The organism is Paraburkholderia sp. UCT31 (assembly GCF_014397655.1).
In the GTDB taxonomy this organism is placed as follows: Bacteria; Pseudomonadota; Gammaproteobacteria; order Burkholderiales; family Burkholderiaceae; genus Paraburkholderia; species Paraburkholderia tuberum.
The window spans coordinates 85,177-102,049 of record NZ_VZQP01000001.1 but is presented as its reverse complement, the minus strand read 5'-3'; the positions used below and the strand labels follow the sequence as shown (position 1 = coordinate 102,049).

Sequence of the window (16,873 nt, the reverse complement as noted above, 5' to 3'; positions counted from 1 at the left end):
CGCGAAAGCATGTCAACGCGCATTTCACGCCAGATTGACGTAAGCGTCAATAGGTATTTTTGAGTGTTACTCAGAAATTTACAAACCCGCGTCAGCCGGCCGATTCGGTGCTACGATCGCGTTCATCGAGCACAGACGCAGCGTTCAATCGCCAGCTCGAGCCCCAATCCGCATCACAAATCTGAATTTTACTCATATGACGGTTGCCGAGAAGGCCGGATTACCTGTCTCGCGTCGCCAGCCGGCCGGGCGCAAGTCGCAGCAGCGCGTGAAGGAGATTCTTCAGGCGGGGCGCGACGTGTTCTCCGAAAAGGGCTACGAACGCGCGACGACTGCGGAAATCGCGCAGCGCCTGGGCGTTTCCGAGGCGACGGTGTTCAGCTACTTTCGCGGCAAGCGCGAGTTGTGCGCTCGTGTCATCGGCGATTGGTACGACGAGATCATCGACGCGATCGAAGCGGGCCTGCCGCGCGACGGCAACGTGCGCCAGCAGTTCGCGTTCATCGTGCGCATGCATCTGCGGCTGATGCTCGTGAATGGCACCGATCTGTGCGCGCTGGTGCTGTCCGAAGGGCGCGCGCGGCATCATGAACTGAGCGAAGCGCTGACCGAACTGCAGCGCCGCTACACCGCGCCGTTGATGCGCGTGCTCGCGCAAGGCCAGCAAAGCGGCGAGATTCGCTCCGACATGCCGCTGCGCCTGTTGCGCTCGATGGTGTTCGGCCCGATGGAGCACGTGCTGTGGGACGCGACGCTGACGAACCGGCAGATCGATATCGACGCCACCGCCGATCAGTTGATCGACGTGCTGTGGGTCGCGCTGACGCCGCCCGACCTCGCGCTCGGCGCGTTGCAGCGCTTTCGCGTGGAAGTGGCCGCAGCGAGCCGTCGTTTCGACGAAGCCAGCGCCGCGCGCTGCGAGAAAAGCGGCTAATCTACGAGCTTTCCCGCCGCAGCCCGAAGGAGAGCCCAAGTGCCCGCAGCGACAAGCGCGAAGGAAAGCAACAAGCGAAGCGAGAAGTCTGGCGAAGAACGTGGCGACAAACCGAAAGCCGCAAAGAAAGCGCCAACGAAAAAATCAACCGAAACGTCGTCCAGATCCACGTCCGCCGCACGCATTCGCATCGGCATCGGCGGCTGGACCTATGCGCCGTGGCGCGGGCCGTTTTATCCGGAAGACCTGACGCAAAGCCGCGAACTCGAATATGCGAGCCGGCATCTGACGTCGATCGAAATCAACGGCACGTTCTACGGTTTGCAGAAACCGGCCAGCTATGAGAAGTGGTATCAGGAGACGCCCGACGATTTCGTGTTCTCGCTGAAAGCGCCGCGTTACGCGACCAACCGCAAGGTGCTGGCCGAAGCCGGCGACACGATCGAGCGATTCTTCGCAAGCGGCGTGCTGCTGCTCAAGCAGAAGCTCGGGCCCATCAACTGGCAGTTCGCGCCGACCAAAAAATTCGACGCCGACGATTTCGAGGCCTTTCTGAAGCTGCTGCCCGCGAGCATCGAAGGACAGAAGCTGCGGCACGCGGTCGAGGTTCGTCACGATTCGTTCAGGACACCGGAACTCATCGCCCTGGCGCGCAAGTACAAGGTCGCGGTCGTGCTCGCGGCCGACAGCGAGTATCCGCAGATCGCCGACATCACCGCGCCGTTCGTCTACGCGCGCATCATGGGCACGAGCGAACAGCAAGCCAAAGGCTATTCGACGAAAGCGCTCGACGCGTGGGCCGAACGCGCGCGCCAGCTCGCCGCGGGCATCACGCCCGACGATCTCGATACCTGCGCGGAGCCGCCCGCGAAAGCCGCCACGCGCGACGTCTATCTCTATGTGATCAGCGGCTTCAAGGAGCGCAATCCGGCCGCCGCGATGGCGTTGCTCAAGAAGCTCTGAATCCGCCGCGCCGCCTGCCCGCCGGTCCACCTGCCATGAGGCCGGCGCGGGTGTCATAATCGCGCCAGCGCATCCGTGCGCGGTCGCGTCGGCTTCGCGTCAAGCCCGACGCAAGACCTTGCGTCAAACCTCGCCCGAGGCACGCAGTAACCCAACCCGCACGGTCCACGTCAAACCCACGCGGCGCCCGCACGCCCCCATCGCGGCGGCGCTCGCATAATCAGGCGGCAAGGCCGCCTCATCAACCGATTGCGGAGAACATCTTGAGCGCCCTCGACAATCCCCTGCACGATCAGGAAGTCGGCTCGGCCGACGCCACCCAGGACACCACGCGCATCGACGACGTGCGCATCGGCGCGGTCCGTCCGCTGATTTCCCCCGCGCTGCTGCAGGACGAACTGCCGGTGCCGCCCGCGGTGCAGTCGCTGGTCGAGAAGACTCGCGTCGAAATCGCCGACATTCTGCACAGCCGCGACGACCGGCTCGTGCTGATCGTCGGCCCCTGTTCGATTCACGACCACGACCAGGCGATCGAATACGCGCGCAAGCTGAAGGCCGCCGCCGATCACTACCGGGACGATCTGCTGATCGTGATGCGCGTGTACTTCGAGAAACCGCGCACGACGGTGGGCTGGAAAGGCTACATCAACGATCCGCGTCTGGACGGCAGCTTCCGCATCAACGAAGGCCTGCGTCTCGCCCGGCAGTTGCTGCTCGACATCAACGGTCTGGGCCTGCCCACGGCGACCGAGTTTCTCGACCTGTTGAGCCCGCAATACATCGCCGATCTGATCGCGTGGGGTGCGATCGGCGCGCGCACGACCGAGAGCCAGAGTCATCGTCAGCTCGCGTCGGGCCTGAGCTGCCCGATCGGCTTCAAGAACGGCACCGACGGCGGCGTGCAGATCGCCGCCGACGCGATCGTCGCGGCGCGTGCGAGCCACGCGTTCATGGGCATGACGAAAATGGGCATGGCCGCGATCTTCGAAACGCGCGGCAACGACGACGCGCACGTGATCCTGCGCGGCGGCAAGAAAGGGCCGAACTACGACAGCGCGTCGGTGCAGGCGACCTGTGAAGCGCTGAGTTCAGCGGGTCTGCGCGAGCAGGTGATGATCGACTGCTCGCATGCGAACTCGAACAAATCGCACTTGCGGCAGATCGAGGTCGCGGACGATATCGCGCGGCAACTGTCGGAGCGCGAGCGCCGCATCATCGGTGTGATGCTCGAAAGTCATCTGGAAGAAGGCCGTCAGGACCTGAAGGCCGGTGTGCCGTTGCGTTACGGCGTGTCGATCACGGATGCCTGCGTGAGCTGGGCGCAGACCGAACCGGTGCTCGCCACGCTCGCCGAGGCAACCCGCAAGCGTCGCGCGGGCTGACAGGGCAACGCACGGACCGCCCGATCGCGATGGCCGCGGCGGGTCCGCTTTAGACTCGATCGAAGCCGGTCGAGCCCACGAACGCCCGGCTCAAGGAGCCAGACACACGCGCCGCACCAGTTGCCGGCGAATCGCCTGGCCGGGCTGGGCAGCGCGTGATCCTCACGCCCGACGCATCACTCACGCGCGCCTCACAGCGGGGCTGCGGCGCGCATCGCGAATGCTCCGGCGTGAAGCGCGTTGCTTACGACGCGTTGACGGCTTCCTTGAACGCCTTGCCTGCGGTGAACTTCACCGTCTTGGCCGCGGCGATCTGGATCTCTTCGCCCGTCGACGGATTGCGCCCCACGCGTGCCGCGCGCGCGCCGGTCGAGAACGAACCGAAACCGACCAGTTGCACCGTATCGCCGCTCACCACGGCCTTGGTCACTGCCTCGACGATCGCGTCGATGGTCTGGCCGGTTGCCGCTTTGCTTTCGCCCGTCGCTGCGGCGACTGCATCAATCAGTTCCTGTTTGTTCATAGCACTTCCCGTATGGTAATCATGGAACCGGCGCCCTCTGAGGCGCCGGGACCGACACACTAACGCATAGGCGCACCTTCGCGCAAACGCTTGGTGTAAGGCTTGTATCAAGGCAGAGCCGCGGGTTTGACGTTTTTGCGCCCCAAACTGCCATAAGAATCGCGAGCTTATGCGCGCGCGCCGCCTCACGAGCGTTCGCCGCGCATCACAATCCGTTGCAATTTCAGTACTTTAGGTCGCGTTACGCGATCCCGCGCCGGCTTCCCGATGACGATAGCCCTTTTCGCGATGCGCGGGCGCGCCATTTGCGACACATGTCACAAGTTAACTATCGGCAAGACATAAAGAAGTGAGAATTCGCCACTTTGCAACATGCGTGCTGCTCGCCGCGTTGTCGTCGGCGGCGGCCGCGGCCGACGACAACGCGTGCGCGACCCTCGTCGGTGCGACGAACTCCAGCGCCGCGCAGAGCTTTTCGCTACGCGACGGCGAACCGGTCGACTTCGTTGGCGGCGGAAAAACCGTGCACGGCAAGCTGCTCGTGTTCAGCGACGGCGACGTGTTTCGCGCGTACTGGCAGCCGGATGACAGCCCGGAAAAATACGTGCTCGCGAATGCTGGCGCCGACGCGGTCCGGCTCGTCTCGGCCGCGCCGCGTGGCACGCCCGCGCCGGCCGGCCAGCCCGGCACCGCCATGCGGCCGCAGCGGGTGCTGTCGTGCCCCACGCTTTGAGCATGCGCGAAGGCCGCCTTTTGCTCGAGTCTCGCGATCGGCATCCGGCACAAACTTCTGGTTCCAGCGCCGCCAACACGCGCCGCCAGGTAGTACTTACCGCCCGACTATCCGTCAGCGCGCAGCCGGGTTCACGGACCCTTGACTGCGATGCTCCGTTACCCCTTTGAGCGCTCAAGTTAATCAGCCTCGCGCCGATATAAACAGCTGCGTTTAGCGCGCAAACGTTAAAGGGATGGCGATGGCTTGGCTTGCGAGATTGAAGAGGGTACTGTCGGTCGCCGAGGGTGACCGGGAGCTGATGCGTGCGCAGTTGCACGCGTTCCGCCGCCAGGTACCGCTTCTCTACTTCATCCTGCTCGTCAACACGGCGGCGGTGGCGGCGACGCATCTGGACAGCGCGCCGGCCTGGCTGTCGATGTATGTGCCCGGCACGCTCGGCGCGCTGTGTGTGTTTCGCTGCGTGCGCTGGTGGCGCAAACGCAACCATAAGATGACGGACGCTCAGGCGGTCCGCGAATTGCGCAGCGTGACATGGATTGTCGGCATGTTCGGCGTCGCGTTCAGCGGCTGGTCGGTGCTGCTGTTTCCGTACGGCACCGCCTACCAGCAGGCGCAGGTCGCGTTCTATATGGCGACGACGCTGGTCGGCAGCATGTTCTGCCTGATCCATCTGCGCAAGCCCGCGCTTCTGCTGCTTTGCATCGTCATCCTGAGTTTCTCCGGCTTCCTCGTGTCGAGCGGCTCGCCGGTGTTCTTCGCGATGGCCGTCGACATGGCGCTGGTCGGCGTCGCGCTCGCGGCGGTCATCCAGCTTTACTGGCGCACGTTTGCAGACGCGGTGCACGCGCAACGCGAACTGCAGGCAAGCCAGCACAACACCCAACGGCTCAGCGACGACAACTACCGGCTCGCCAGCATCGACAGTCTGACTGGCCTGCCGAACCGGCGCAGTTTCTTCGCGGCGCTGAGCGCGATATCGGAGCAGGCGCTCGAAACCGGTGGCGGCTTCAACGTCGGCCTCATCGATCTGGACGGCTTCAAGCAGGTCAACGACATTTACGGTCACGCGAGCGGCGACCTCGTGCTGCAGGAAGTCGGCACGCGGCTCGTGTTGATCGGCGAAACGGGCCTGATGTTCGCGCGTCTGGGCGGCGATGAATTCGGCGTGCTCGTGCGCCACAAGGTGTCGAACGAAGCGCTGGTCGAGTTGGGGCTGCGTATCTGCGATGCGCTCAGCCAGCCTTATCAAGTCGCCGACAATGTCGCGGAGCTGTCGGGCACGATCGGCTGGGCCGCGTTTCCCGACGCGGGCTCGACGGTCGCGCAGGTGTTCGAACGCGCCGACGCCGCGCTCTACGTCGGCAAGGAAAACCGCCGCGGCATGCCGGTGATTTTCTCGACCGAACACGAAACGCAGATGCGGCGTCTAAGCCTCGTCACGCAGGAGCTGCGCCATGCGGACCTCGAAGCGGAACTGTTTCTCGAGTTCCAGCCGATCTACGATCTGCTCACGCGCCGGCCGATCGGCCTCGAAGCGCTCGGGCGATGGCACAACGCGCGGCTCGGCATGGTCAGGCCGGAGGAATTCATTCGGATTGCAGAGCGGACCGAGCTGATCCTCGGCATCACCGACGTGCTGCTGCGCCAGGCGCTCGCCGAGGTCGCGCACTGGCCCGCCGATCTGTATCTGTCGTTCAACCTGTCCGCGATCGATATCTCGACGTCGGCGCGCGCGCGCCGCCTGATCGACATCGTCGCGGCAAGCGGCGTGTCGCCGCATCGCGTGACGTTCGAAATGACCGAAACCGCGTTGACGCGCGATTTCGAGCAGGCGCACAGCGCGATGACGATGCTGAAGCAGGCCGGCTGCCGGCTGGCTCTCGACGATTTCGGCACCGGCTATTCGAGCCTCAGCTACGTGCATCGGCTGCCATTCGACGCGATCAAGATCGACCGCAGCTTCGTGAGCGACGTCGATACCAATAGCGCCTCGAAGAAGATCATCAAATCCGTGATCGACCTATGCCGCAACCTCGGGCTCGAATGCGTGGTCGAAGGACTCGAAACACCGTTGCAGGCCCAGGTCGTGAAGGCGCTCGGCGCGCGCGCGGTGCAGGGCTATCTGTTCAGCCTGCCGATGCGGGCGAGCGCGGTCGGCACGTTTCTGTGGACCGCGCTCGCCCAGAGCCACGCGGCGCAGACGCATTCGTAGCGCTCGATCGCTCCATGGCAGCGCCGCTCAATACGCCAGCTTCGGATACCAGTCGGTGCCACGGCCGCCCGGCGTCATGTCGAGGATCGTCCACAACGGCATCGGATCGGGCGCGCCGCGCGGGTCCTGTCCGGGGTCCGACGTCGACGGCCCCATCTCCTCGGCCCAGAAGTGCCGCACGACGCCGCCCGTGCGCGTGAATACGTTCAGCGCGGGAAGGTCGTCGCCGGCGGGATCTTCGGCCGCGTAATCGCGATTGAACGTGTTGCCGCCCGACGAATACAGCCGCAGATGCCGCCAGCCGCGCTCCTGCTTGAACGCGACGAGCCTGTCGATCGGCGAGCGGCCGACCACCACGAACGCGACGCGCTGCAGGATATCGGGCATTTCGCCGTCCCACGCGCTCAGTAGCGACGTGCACATCGGGCACGGCCGCGCGCGTTGCGGTCCGAACATCCAGTTGTAGGTCACGAGCGTGTCGTGCGCGCCGAACATCTGCGATAGCGTGACCGGACCCGCTTCGCCGTCGAAGCGGTAATCCTCCGGCACGACGCCGCCCGCCGGCAGCGCGCGACGCTGCGCGGCGACACGCTCGATCCGGCGGCGCAGCTCGATCTCCTCGGCGAGCAACGCGTTGCGCGCGCGTCGATATGCGGGGCTCTCGCCCGGAAAGCGCGAGGGCAAGTCGGCCAGTTCGCGGGCCGGTTTCAGCGTATGCATCGAAGTGTTTGCGTCGTTCATCAGTCATCTCCTTGTGAGAAATCGTCAGAAAAACGGACGGAAGACGAGCGGGCATCGTCGCTTTGCCGCCCTTCCTGTAGGGACGACGAACGAGGCCGCGGAAAATCGACAGGCCTCGCCATGATTTTGCAGCGGCGGCTTTTTGCGGCGATTTTGCCGGCGGTTTGACCACCCAGTCGCCAGGCGCCGGCGCAAGGTATGCTTGCGCCAAACAGCAAGCCCATTACACCCGCCAACACCACCCGGCACGCGCGCCACGCACGACGCGGCGCCTTGGGGAACGCACATGCCGCTTCGTCTGCCACCCCTGCCCGCGCTTCGCTTTTTCGAAGCGGCCGGCAGGCATCAAAGTTTCAAGCTCGCCGCCGCCGAGCTGAACGTCACGCCGAGCGCGATCAGTCACGGCATCGTCGGACTCGAGGGAGCGCTCGGCGTCGAACTGTTCGTGCGCGAGCCGCGCGGCATCTCGCTAACGGCGATTGGCGCGGATTATCTGTCGTACGTCTCCGAGGCGTTTTCGCTGATCGCGATCGGCACGCAACGTCTGCCCAATCATCGCGCGGATCGGCCGATCGCGCTCAGCTGCGCGCCGACCTTCGCGTCGCGCTGGCTGCTGCCGCGCCTCGCCGGTTTTCGGGCCCGCTGGCCGCATGTCGTCGTGAGCGTGGACACCTCGCGTCGCCAGGTCGGCTTTCCGGTCGACGGCTTCGACTTTGCGATCCGCATGAGTCGCGCGCCGGTCGCCGGCACGGCATGGACGCGGCTGTTCGGCGAGCGCTTCGTGCCCGTGTGCAGCCCTGCTTATCTGGAAACGCTGCGCGACGAGCACGGCGTCCCGAGCCTGCGACGCGCGACGCTGATTCACGTGAACGCCGCGAGTGAAGACTGGCAGGCGTGGCTCGACGCGACCGGCACCGGCGGCATCGATACAGGCGGCGGCTTGCACGTCGACACGATCCAGCTCGCCTTCGAGGCGGCCAGCATGGGCCTCGGCGTCGCGCTCGGCCGCAAGCCGCTGGTCGACGGCGATCTGGTGAGCGGCGCGCTGGTCGAGGCTTGCGCGCCCACCGTCGCATCGACTACCGCCTACTGGCTGGTCAGCGCGGAGAATGCGGACAGCGCGATCCAGCGGCCCGAGCTCGCCGATTTCAAACGTTGGCTCGTCGACGAGGCGGCGGCCTTCGACGCGCATGCGGACGCGGCGGCGGACGACGACGTAGCAACGCATAGGTGAGCCACGCTCGCCTGTCGTCGAAATCTTTTCCTTTGCCGGCTGCGCGGCGGGCTGCGACGATGGTGGCCAAGGAGGAGCCCGCCATGTCGACGACCCATAGCAAGCAACCCGCCCCCACCCTCGCTCCCGCGACGACCGTCACCACGACGCTCGTGATCGTCGCCGGTGCGCTGATCCTGAGCGCCGCGATGGGCATCCGCCAGACCTTCGGCCTGTTCATCGGCCCGTTCTCGTTCGACCGCGGTCTGCCGGTCACGCTGATCGCTTTCGCGATCGCGCTGCACAACCTCGTGTGGGGCTTCGCGCAGCCGTTCGCGGGCGCGGCCGCCGATCGCTATGGCTCGGCGCCGGTGGTCGCGTTCGGCGCTTCGACGTTCGCGGCCGGCCTCGCGCTGTCGGCGGTCGCCCCGAGCGGTGCGCTGCTGGTGACCGGCATGGGATTACTGGTCGGCATCGGCGTGAGCTGCACGACCTTCGGCGTGGTGTTGCCAGCGGTCGGCCGCGTTGCGTCGCCGGAGAAGCGCAGCGTCGCGATGGGGCTCGTCAGCGCCGGCGGCTCCGCCGGACAGGTGCTGATGGTGCCGCTCGTACAAGGCATCCGGCTGCATTCGGGCATCGCGACATCGCTATTCGTGCTCGCTTTCGCCATGCTGCTGATCGCGCCGCTCGGCATCGTGCTCGACCGGCGTGCGCCGATCCACGCGACGGCTCAGGCGCGGTTCGAGGACGCGCCCGCGGCGCCGCTGCGCGAGGTTCTGTCACAGGCGATGCGCCATCGCGGCTACCGCTTGCTGACGCTCGGCTTCTTCACCTGCGGCTTTCAGCTCGCGTTCATCGCGACGCATCTGCCCGAGTATCTGACGCTGTGTCATATGCCGATCGGGCTGGGCGCCACCGCGCTTGCGCTGATCGGCCTGTTCAACATGGCGGGCAGTTGGGCATGTGGTTGGCTCGGCGGCCGGTTCCGCCAACATCATGTGCTCGGCTGGCTTTATCTGATTCGCAGCGCGACGATCGCCGCATTCTTCGCGCTGCCGAAAAGCGCTGTGTCCGTGGTGATTTTCGCGGCGGTGATGGGCCTCACGTGGCTCGGCACCGTACCGCTGACGAGCGGGCTAGTCGCCAAGGTGTTCGGCACGCGTCACCTCGGCAGCCTGTTCGGCGTGTGCTTTCTGAGCCATCAGATCGGCTCGTTTCTCGGCGCGTGGCTCGGTGGCCTCGTGTTCGATCTGACGGGCTCGTACTCACTGCTATGGGTAGCGACGGTCGCGGCGGGATTGATCGCGGCACTGCTGCATTTCCCGATCGACGACACCGTGGTGATGACGCCCGCGCGGCGCTCATCTCGCCCCGCGCAGGCGTGATGCGAATTGCCGATAGAGATGCTGAAGCGATTCCAGCCGAGGCTACTCTTTCGGTGCATCCGCCGCGGCTTTCGGCACACGCCCCATCAGATAGAACTCGTCGTTCGGACGCATCGAGATCACGTTGGCCATCCGGTTCGACAGCCCGAAAAACGCGGTGATCGCCGCGATGTCCCAGATGTCTTCATCGGTGAAGCCGTGGCCGCGCAGTGTCTGGAAGTCTTCATCATCGACCGTGCCCGACGCGCGGCACACCTTCAGCGCGAAATCGAGCATCGCCTTCTGGCGGTCGGTGATGTCGGACTTGCGGTGATTGACCGCGACCTGATCGGCGAGCAGCGGCGCTTTTTCGTAGATGCGCAGAATCGCGCCGTGGGCGACCACGCAGTAAAGACAATCGTTGACCGCGCTCGTCGCGACCACGATCATCTCCCGCTCGCCTTTCGTTAGACCGCCCTCTTTCAGCATCAACGCATCGTGATAAGCGAAGAACGCGCGGAATTCGTCGGGCCGATGCGCGAGCGTCAGAAACACGTTCGGCACGAAACCCGCTTTCTCCTGCACTTCGAGAATGCGGGCACTGATGTCTTCGGGCCACTCGCTCGGCTCGGGGACCGGGTAGCGGCTGATGGGCTGAAGCGTGGCCATGCGCTGTCTCCGTGATCTCTGTCGGGGTATGCCGACCATTGTAGCAACGCGATTTCGCGGTCGCCCGCGCTTCACCAGGCCCGCTCGATCCCATCCGACATTGCCGCCCGTATCGTCTAGACTTCCAGTTCGGCATGCATGAAGCCGCCCGGCACGGCGGCGACGAAAGGAGCAACCATGTCAAACGTTACGCACGACGCGCGGGCACCGGTGGTCAAGGTGCGCCCCGAACGGGAAATGGCGACGATGCAGCGGCTGCCCTATTTCGTCGGCATTTCGGCGGGCACCGCGGGCAGCACCGGGCTGTCGATGTACATGGTCGTGGTCCCGCCCGGCGGCCATGCGGAGCCGCACTTTCACGCCGACTACGAGACCGCGATCTATATGCTCGAAGGCAGGATCGAGACGCGCTACGGCCCGGGCTTGCGCGAGTCGGTCGTCACCGAGCCGGGCGACTTCCTGTTCATTCCGCCGGGCGTGCCGCATCAGCCGTTCAATCTCGACGCGAACGCCGCGGCGCGCGCGATCGTCGCGCGCAATCACGCGGACGAGCGTGAGCGCGTGGTGCCCTATGATCCGTCCGAGGAAGCGTGAGGCAAGGGGCCTCTTCCCGGACCGCCTCGCCTGAAGCGCGGCAAATCATGCTTCTCAAACCGGTTTGATCCACTTGCCGCGCCGCGTCGTGCGCCGCGCCCATTCGTCGGTCGCGCGCGGGTGATCGGCGGCGGCGCCCTGCACGACCAGATCGTGCAAATGATGCTGCTCGTGCGACACAACGGCGGCACGATCTTCGATACGTTCGCGGTGATCTTCGCGGCGGTTCTGGTGTATCGCTTGTTGCGGCGCTTGCAGTTTCGTCGCTGGCTCGCGCATACGCGCATTACGCCCGATCAGCTCGACGCGATGATCAAGTCGAACGAACCGCCGCTGATTCTCGACGCGCGCCCGAGCACCGTGCGCGAAAAGGAATCGCACCGCATTGCCGGCGCCCGGCCGCTCGATCTCGAGTCGCCCGATCCGATTCATCCGGAATACCTGAAGCGGCCGATCGTCGTCTATTGCGTGTGTCCCAACGAAGCGACCGCGAAGCGCATCGTCAGGCAATTGCATCGGAAGAACATTCATCATGTGCGCGCGCTGAAGGGCGGTCTCGATGCGTGGGAAAAGCGCGGCTATCCGGTCGAGCCACTGCCGACCGACTTCAATATGGCGATGGCACACACGCTCGAAGACAAGGGCAACGAAGGCGAATACACGGTGCGCGCACGTCTCGCGGAGTGAATGAACAGTAGACGAAACACGCGGCATCACGCTCGATGCCGCTTTGCCAAAATCTAAAAATAAATTGACGGCATTTTTAGCTCGTATATCCTAGCTAGTGGGAGATCTTGTGGGCGGCGCGGCGAATTGAGCTACTACCGTCTAGTACCGTTTCTTCTCGATCAACCCGTGTCCTGTTTCTTCAATATCCGCTGTGGATTCGAAACAGGCCGTTCAATACCCTCAACTACGCCAGTCGAGTGTCATCGTGAGAGTCCGAGGCCCTTTGGTGAATTGGAATCGCAGTCAGGCGCGTTGTACTTGCGCTGACGGCGCCAGCGCCGACGGCAGCAACGGCAGCCTTGCGTTTCGCCGCTTTCTGTCCGTCGTCACAGTCCTGTCGCGTCGTTCCGTTCGACGCCGCAACGTCCTCTCCGCGCGCGCGTTCATCGCGGTGCGCACAGACGAAGTCGCTTCGCTGCTGCCGTAGCGCCTCTCCTCTTTCATCTCTTTTCGCTGCTCGATTCGTCCGTTTGCGCGCGTTTTCGCGAACTGGCTGCTTGCGTCCGCGCGGCACTGACTGATCACCGCGCATCGCGACGGATTCAATCGAACCGCTTCTAATCGGGTAAGCGCTGCGCGTTATTGCGCGGATTCGCTTTGGCGTCGACTCGCCTTCGCGTTTTCCCACCTCGCCGCGCGCTATTTAACGCCGTTCACGTGATGTGCGGCGTGCGATCGACACGCCTATTCGTTATGCGAAACCAACCAATAGCAGGAATCACCGCCGATAGAACGATGCTCCGCGCTCATCCGTCGCACGTGGTCGGCGGACTGAACGACCATCGCGGGAACAAGGACGACTCGCTCGACGCGCAATACGCCGCATCGCATTCGATCGTACTGACGCGCGGCGGCATGCTGCAGCGCCTCGCGGGCTGCGCCCACGAAGCGCGGGTCAATTCATTGCACGGTCAGGGCATCGCGCGACTGGGCGTAGACCTCGAGGTCCAAGCCCTCGCAGCGGACGGCCTGATCGAAGCAATCAGCGTCAGTAACGCCCGCGCATGCATACACGAAACCCTGTACACATGACCCAGGTCGCGGACCAGAACAGAGAGAACAATCATGCATGACATCGACGAATTTCTGAAAAAGCATCATGTCACCGAAATCGAAGCAATTATTCCGGACATGGCCGGCATCGCGCGCGGCAAGATCATTCCGCGCAGCAAGTTCGAATCGGGCGAATCGATGCGTCTGCCGCAGGCGGTGATGATCCAGACCGTCACCGGCGACTATCCGCAAAGCGATTCGCTGACCGGCGTCACCGATCCCGATATGGTGTGCGTACCCGACGCGAGCACGATCCGGATGATTCCGTGGGCAGTCGACCCGACCGCGCAGGTGATTCACGATTGCGTGCATTTCGACGGCACCCCGGTCGAAATCTCGCCGCGCTGTGTGTTGCGGCGCGTGCTCGATCTATATAAGGCGCGCGGCTGGAAACCGGTGATCGCGCCGGAGCTCGAGTTCTATCTGGTCGACATGAACCGCGATCCCGATCTGCCGTTGCAACCGCCGGTCGGACGTACGGGTCGCGCGGAAACCGGACGCCAGGCGTATTCGATCGAAGCGGTCAACGAATTCGACCCGTTGTTCGAAGACATCTACGAGTACTGCGACGTGCAGGAACTCGAAGTCGATACGCTGATACACGAAGTCGGCGCCGCGCAGATGGAAATCAACTTCATGCACGGCGATCCGCTCAAGCTCGCGGACAGTGTGTTTCTCTTCAAGCGCACCGTGCGCGAAGCGGCGTTGCGTCACAAGATGTACGCGACTTTCATGGCGAAGCCGATGGAAGGTGAGCCGGGCTCGGCGATGCACATGCATCAAAGCCTCGTCGATATGGAAACCGGCCGCAACCTCTTCACCGCCGCCGACGGCGAGCCGACCTCGCTGTTCACCGGCTTTATCGCCGGCTTGCAGAAATACACGCCGGCGCTGATGCCGATCTTCGCGCCGTACATCAATTCGTACCGGCGTCTGTCGCGCTTCATGGCCGCGCCGATCAATGTCGCCTGGGGTTATGACAATCGCACGGTCGGCTTCCGGGTTCCGCATTCCGCGCCGGTCGCGCGCCGCATCGAGAACCGGATTCCGGGTGTCGATTGCAATCCGTATCTGGCGATTGCCGCGACCTTGGCGGCGGGCTATCTCGGCATCACGCAGCGGCTCGCCGCAACCGAACCGCTGGCGAGCGACGGCTATGCCCTGCCCTATCAATTACCGCGCAATCTCGAAGAAGGCTTGACGTCGATGAGCGCGTGCGAGCCGATTGCCGAAGTACTCGGCGAGCAGTTCGTCCGCGCGTATCTCGCCTTGAAAGAGACCGAATACGAAGCGTTTTTCCGCGTGATCAGTTCGTGGGAACGCCGGCATTTGTTGCTGCACGTTTGAGTGCTGCGGGCCAATCGGTCAATGAGAACCTTGAAAAGACGGAGGGCAGTATGAGCTATAAGACTGGAGACGTGATGTATGCGGAAAAGGAAACGTCGCAGCATGGCGGCACGAAAGACGCGCCGACCTCGCAAGCCACATCGCGCAGCACCGCCGAATACCGCGCGCTCGATGCCGCGCATCACATCCATCCGTTCTCGGATATGGGCTCGCTCAATCGCGCGGGTTCTCGCGTGATCGTCAAGGCGCAAGGCGTGTACCTGTGGGACTCGGAGGGCAACAAGATCATCGACGGCATGGCGGGACTGTGGTGCGTGAACGTCGGCTACGGCCGCCAGGAACTGGCCGACGCCGCATTCCGGCAGATGCGGGAACTGCCGTACTACAACACGTTCTTCAAGACGACGCATCCGCCCGTGATTGAACTGTCTGCCCTGCTCGCCGAACTGACGCCCGCGCCATTCAATCACTTCTTCTACTGCAACAGCGGCTCGGAAGGCAACGACACCGTGCTGCGCATCGTCCATCAATACTGGGCGACGCAACGACAGCCCGCGAGGAAGTTCGTCATCGCGCGCAAAAACGCTTATCACGGGTCGACGATCGCGGGCGGCACGCTCGGCGGCATGGCTTATATGCACGAGCAGATGCCATCGAAAGTCGAGAACATCGTACATATCGATCAGCCCTATTTCTTCGGCGAAGCGGCAAGCGATCAGACGGCGGAAGAATTCGCACTGGCTCGCGCGCGGCAGCTCGAAGCGAAGATTCTCGAACTCGGTGCGGACAATGTCGCCGCATTTATCGGTGAGCCTTTCCAGGGAGCGGGCGGCGTGATTTTTCCGGCTGACACGTATTGGCCGGAAATCGAGCGCATTTGCCGCAAGTACGACGTGCTGCTCGTCGCGGACGAAGTGATCGGCGGCTTCGGCCGAACCGGCGAATGGTTCGCGCATCAGCACTTCGGCTTCGAGCCGGACCTGATCACGCTCGCGAAGGGACTGACGAGCGGTTACGTGCCGATGGGGGCTGTCGGTCTACATGATCGCGTCGCCCGCGCACTGATCGACAACGGTGACTTCAATCATGGCCTTACCTACTCCGGGCATCCGGTCGCGGCGGCCGTCGCGCTTGCGAATCTGAAACTGCTGCGCGACGAGAGGATCGTGGAGCGCGTCAAAGTGGATACGGGTCCGTATTTTCAGAACAAACTGCGTGAGACGTTCGCCGGTCATCCTGTCGTTGGCGAGATCAGCGGCGCGGGCCTCGTGGCGGGCGTGCAACTCGCCGAGAAGCCGCTCGGGCGCAAGCGCTTCGCGAATGGCGGCGATGTCGGTACGATGTGCCGCGACTTCTGCTTCAACGGCAATCTGATCATGCGCGCGAGCGGCGACCGGATGTTGCTGTCGCCGCCGCTCGTGGTCAGCCGGCCGGAAATCGACGAAATCGTCTCGAAGGCAGAAGCGGCGATCGATGCGACCGCGCGGCAGATTGGCATGCTATAGCACCGTGCGATCACCGGCTTGCACGTCGATGTGCGTGTTTCCTTCAGAGTTTTCCGCGTCCGCCGTTACCATTCGACGATGGCGTCGTATCGAGCGCCATTGCTTTCATCCGTCTAACGCATCACAGGACCCACCCATGACCCACCAGATCGTGTTGCTCCCTGGACTGCTCTGCGACGACGCAGTGTGGGCCGATCAGCGCGTCGCGCTTGGCGCGATCGGCGACTGCTTCGTGCCCGACTACGGCATGCGCGACTCGCTCGGCGCGATGGCCGAACTCGTGTTCGAGTCGGTTTCGGGAGACCGCCTGCTGGTCGCGGGTCATTCGATGGGAGGACGGGTCGCGCTCTAAGTGTTCAGGCGCGCACCGGAACGGGTCGCCGGGCTCGCGTTGCTCGACACCGGCTATACCCCGCGCGCCGTCGGCGAGGCCGGCGAAAGCGAACGCGCGCAGCGACTGCGCCTGCTCGAGCTTGCGCGCGCGAAAGGCATGCGGGCCATGGGCAACGAGTGGGCGCCCGGCATGGTCAACGCCGACCGCCACGATTGCGCCGTCTACGAGGCGGTACTCGACATGATCGAGCGAAGCACGCCGGACAAATTCGCGGCGCAGATCCGCGCGCTGCTCGATCGTCCCGATGCAACGGCGCTGCTTCGCGACGTCGCGTGCCCGACGATGATCGTCTGCGGCCGCGATGACAAATGGAGTCCGTTGGCGCGTCACGAGGAAATGCATGCGCAGATGCTCGGAGCGCTGGTCGAATGGGCTCGATGGGCGGCCGGGTTCGATACGGCTCGTTGATGATTGCTCGCACACCGCAATAGCGTCGGGACAAAAACATTGCAACCGTATGACAGCGGGCGCGGTTGTTTATCGACGTGTAGCACCGTATGCTTGGATACGTCGC

At 64.1% G+C, this 16,873-nt stretch carries 16 protein-coding genes and 2 pseudogenes; 15 read left to right on the top strand and 3 right to left on the bottom strand.

Annotated features, from left to right (window positions below; translation table 11 throughout):
- Window positions 1-196: 196 nt before the first annotated feature.
- The 3 genes from F6X40_RS00510 (at window position 197) to F6X40_RS00500 (ending at window position 3,279) form a co-directional block, all read left to right on the top strand.
- On the top strand, window positions 197-934 hold the full coding sequence (locus F6X40_RS00510; protein ID WP_187626470.1) for a TetR/AcrR family transcriptional regulator: 738 nt from the start codon (window positions 197-199) through the stop codon (window positions 932-934).
- A gap of 39 nt (window positions 935-973) precedes the next feature.
- Window positions 974-1,897, top strand: coding sequence for a DUF72 domain-containing protein (locus F6X40_RS00505; protein WP_187626469.1), 924 nt, complete (start codon window positions 974-976; stop codon window positions 1,895-1,897).
- Window positions 1,898-2,160: 263 nt separating this feature from the next.
- Window positions 2,161-3,279, top strand: a complete 1,119-nt coding sequence (locus F6X40_RS00500; RefSeq protein ID WP_311539229.1) for a 3-deoxy-7-phosphoheptulonate synthase — start codon at window positions 2,161-2,163, stop codon at window positions 3,277-3,279.
- A gap of 244 nt (window positions 3,280-3,523) precedes the next feature.
- On the opposite strand, the gene F6X40_RS00495 is transcribed toward F6X40_RS00500, so the two are convergent.
- Complete coding sequence (locus F6X40_RS00495; RefSeq protein WP_013092091.1) at window positions 3,524-3,802, bottom strand: HU family DNA-binding protein; 279 nt, start codon at window positions 3,800-3,802, stop codon at window positions 3,524-3,526.
- Window positions 3,803-4,151: 349 nt separating this feature from the next.
- On the opposite strand from F6X40_RS00495, the gene F6X40_RS00490 reads away from it, so the two are divergent.
- Window positions 4,152-4,535 carry a hypothetical protein gene (locus tag F6X40_RS00490; protein ID WP_187626468.1) on the top strand — a complete coding sequence of 128 codons (384 nt, stop codon included), beginning with the start codon at window positions 4,152-4,154 and terminating at the stop codon, window positions 4,533-4,535.
- Between the two features lie 241 nt (window positions 4,536-4,776).
- Entirely contained in the window at window positions 4,777-6,750 is a 1,974-nt protein-coding gene (locus F6X40_RS00485) for a putative bifunctional diguanylate cyclase/phosphodiesterase (RefSeq protein WP_187626467.1), read from the top strand.
- Between the two features lie 27 nt (window positions 6,751-6,777).
- On the opposite strand, the gene F6X40_RS00480 is transcribed toward F6X40_RS00485, so the two are convergent.
- Complete coding sequence (locus tag F6X40_RS00480) at window positions 6,778-7,491, bottom strand: DUF899 family protein (protein ID WP_187626466.1); 714 nt, start codon at window positions 7,489-7,491, stop codon at window positions 6,778-6,780.
- Window positions 7,492-7,777: 286 nt separating this feature from the next.
- Here F6X40_RS00480 and F6X40_RS00475 point away from each other — a divergent pair, with 286 nt between their 5' ends.
- Complete coding sequence (locus F6X40_RS00475) at window positions 7,778-8,725, top strand: LysR substrate-binding domain-containing protein (protein WP_187626465.1); 948 nt, start codon at window positions 7,778-7,780, stop codon at window positions 8,723-8,725.
- An 83-nt stretch (window positions 8,726-8,808) separates the two neighbouring features.
- The gene (locus F6X40_RS00470; RefSeq protein WP_187626464.1) at window positions 8,809-10,089 is read left to right on the top strand and encodes an MFS transporter; all 1,281 of its coding nucleotides are present in this window, start codon (window positions 8,809-8,811) and stop codon (window positions 10,087-10,089) included.
- 42 nt (window positions 10,090-10,131) lie between these two features.
- Here F6X40_RS00470 and F6X40_RS00465 read toward each other — a convergent pair whose 3' ends face one another.
- The gene (locus tag F6X40_RS00465) at window positions 10,132-10,737 is read right to left on the bottom strand and encodes a peroxidase-related enzyme (protein ID WP_187626463.1); all 606 of its coding nucleotides are present in this window, start codon (window positions 10,735-10,737) and stop codon (window positions 10,132-10,134) included.
- A 177-nt stretch (window positions 10,738-10,914) separates the two neighbouring features.
- Between F6X40_RS00465 and F6X40_RS00460 the strand changes: the two genes are divergently transcribed.
- The 8 genes and pseudogenes from F6X40_RS00460 to F6X40_RS00435 all read left to right on the top strand — a co-directional run bounded on the left by F6X40_RS00460 (window position 10,915) and on the right by F6X40_RS00435 (window position 16,767).
- Window positions 10,915-11,331, top strand: coding sequence for a cupin domain-containing protein (locus F6X40_RS00460; protein ID WP_187626462.1), 417 nt, complete (start codon window positions 10,915-10,917; stop codon window positions 11,329-11,331).
- 120 nt (window positions 11,332-11,451) lie between these two features.
- A pseudogene (locus F6X40_RS00455) lies at window positions 11,452-12,018 on the top strand (rhodanese-like domain-containing protein); the annotation flags it as partial.
- A gap of 247 nt (window positions 12,019-12,265) precedes the next feature.
- The gene (locus F6X40_RS42060) at window positions 12,266-12,487 is read left to right on the top strand and encodes a hypothetical protein (RefSeq protein ID WP_316251772.1); all 222 of its coding nucleotides are present in this window, start codon (window positions 12,266-12,268) and stop codon (window positions 12,485-12,487) included.
- 329 nt (window positions 12,488-12,816) lie between these two features.
- Window positions 12,817-13,065 (top strand): annotated as a pseudogene (locus F6X40_RS42055) (gamma-glutamyl-gamma-aminobutyrate hydrolase family protein); the annotation flags it as partial.
- Window positions 13,066-13,125: 60 nt separating this feature from the next.
- On the top strand, window positions 13,126-14,460 hold the full coding sequence (locus F6X40_RS00445; protein ID WP_184032116.1) for a glutamine synthetase family protein: 1,335 nt from the start codon (window positions 13,126-13,128) through the stop codon (window positions 14,458-14,460).
- Between the two features lie 50 nt (window positions 14,461-14,510).
- On the top strand, window positions 14,511-15,965 hold the full coding sequence (locus F6X40_RS00440; RefSeq protein WP_187626460.1) for an aspartate aminotransferase family protein: 1,455 nt from the start codon (window positions 14,511-14,513) through the stop codon (window positions 15,963-15,965).
- Window positions 15,966-16,101: 136 nt separating this feature from the next.
- Complete coding sequence (locus F6X40_RS42050; protein WP_262421312.1) at window positions 16,102-16,317, top strand: alpha/beta fold hydrolase; 216 nt, start codon at window positions 16,102-16,104, stop codon at window positions 16,315-16,317.
- Complete coding sequence (locus F6X40_RS00435) at window positions 16,318-16,767, top strand: alpha/beta fold hydrolase (protein ID WP_262421311.1); 450 nt, start codon at window positions 16,318-16,320, stop codon at window positions 16,765-16,767. It abuts the gene before it with no gap.
- Window positions 16,768-16,873: the final 106 nt, after the last annotated feature.

What these genes read in the sequence shown, in the direction of transcription:
- F6X40_RS00460 (WP_187626462.1), top strand. Translation starts at nt 10,915, where the DNA reads ATGTCAAACGTTACGCACGACGCGCGGGCACCGGTGGTCAAGGTGCGC.
- F6X40_RS00440 (WP_187626460.1), top strand. Translation starts at nt 14,511, where the DNA reads ATGAGCTATAAGACTGGAGACGTGATGTATGCGGAAAAGGAAACGTCG.
- F6X40_RS00510 (WP_187626470.1), top strand. Translation starts at nt 197, where the DNA reads ATGACGGTTGCCGAGAAGGCCGGATTACCTGTCTCGCGTCGCCAGCCG.
- F6X40_RS00470 (WP_187626464.1), top strand. Translation starts at nt 8,809, where the DNA reads ATGTCGACGACCCATAGCAAGCAACCCGCCCCCACCCTCGCTCCCGCG.
- F6X40_RS00465 (WP_187626463.1), bottom strand. Translation starts at nt 10,737, where the DNA reads ATGGCCACGCTTCAGCCCATCAGCCGCTACCCGGTCCCCGAGCCGAGC.
- F6X40_RS00445 (WP_184032116.1), top strand. Translation starts at nt 13,126, where the DNA reads ATGCATGACATCGACGAATTTCTGAAAAAGCATCATGTCACCGAAATC.
- F6X40_RS00495 (WP_013092091.1), bottom strand. Translation starts at nt 3,802, where the DNA reads ATGAACAAACAGGAACTGATTGATGCAGTCGCCGCAGCGACGGGCGAA.
- F6X40_RS00475 (WP_187626465.1), top strand. Translation starts at nt 7,778, where the DNA reads ATGCCGCTTCGTCTGCCACCCCTGCCCGCGCTTCGCTTTTTCGAAGCG.
- F6X40_RS00480 (WP_187626466.1), bottom strand. Translation starts at nt 7,491, where the DNA reads ATGAACGACGCAAACACTTCGATGCATACGCTGAAACCGGCCCGCGAA.
- F6X40_RS00485 (WP_187626467.1), top strand. Translation starts at nt 4,777, where the DNA reads ATGGCTTGGCTTGCGAGATTGAAGAGGGTACTGTCGGTCGCCGAGGGT.
- F6X40_RS42050 (WP_262421312.1), top strand. Translation starts at nt 16,102, where the DNA reads ATGACCCACCAGATCGTGTTGCTCCCTGGACTGCTCTGCGACGACGCA.